We start from the raw sequence: 501 nt of genomic DNA on the forward strand, positions 1-501 counted from the left end.
CCCCCTGACCAAGTCCTTGGCGGAGGCGAGCGTGGCCGCGTAAGCCTCCGGGCCCAGACTGGCCGCCCGCTCCGTCAACCCATAGATCAGCGCGTAGACGGCCTCGACGATGCCGTTGCGGTCGGCCCGGTGCGCGAGCTCGCCCCGGCGGTAGGCATCGTCGATGACACCCTCGATGATTCCGCGAAACACCTGGAAGTCGGCCGCGAGCCGCGAATCGCGGGCGACAGCGCCTTCGGCGCGGATCACCCACTCGAAGGCGGCAAGATCGGGATACTCGCGCATGAGCCGGCCCGATTCGTCGAGCACCGCCTCGATGCGGTCGACGGCGGTCCCCGGGCGCGCGGCGGCCGCGCGCAGCCGCGGCAACGCGACGTCCGTGCGCGCCGCTATCGCGGCGTTGATCAGCTCCGCCTTGTTCGGAAAGTAGTTGTAGAGGCTGGCGCTGGTGATGTTCGCAGCCCGGGCGATCTCACGGATGGTGGCGCCCGCGTACCCGAC

At 70.5% G+C, this 501-nt stretch carries 1 protein-coding gene; it reads right to left on the minus strand.

From position 1 onward, the window contains the following. The coding region (locus A5692_RS20630; protein WP_068059196.1) for a TetR/AcrR family transcriptional regulator at window positions 1-501 on the minus strand (501 nt) is incomplete at both ends.

Source organism: Mycobacterium sp. E342, assembly GCF_001667665.1.
Lineage (GTDB): Bacteria > Actinomycetota > Actinomycetes > Mycobacteriales > Mycobacteriaceae > Mycobacterium.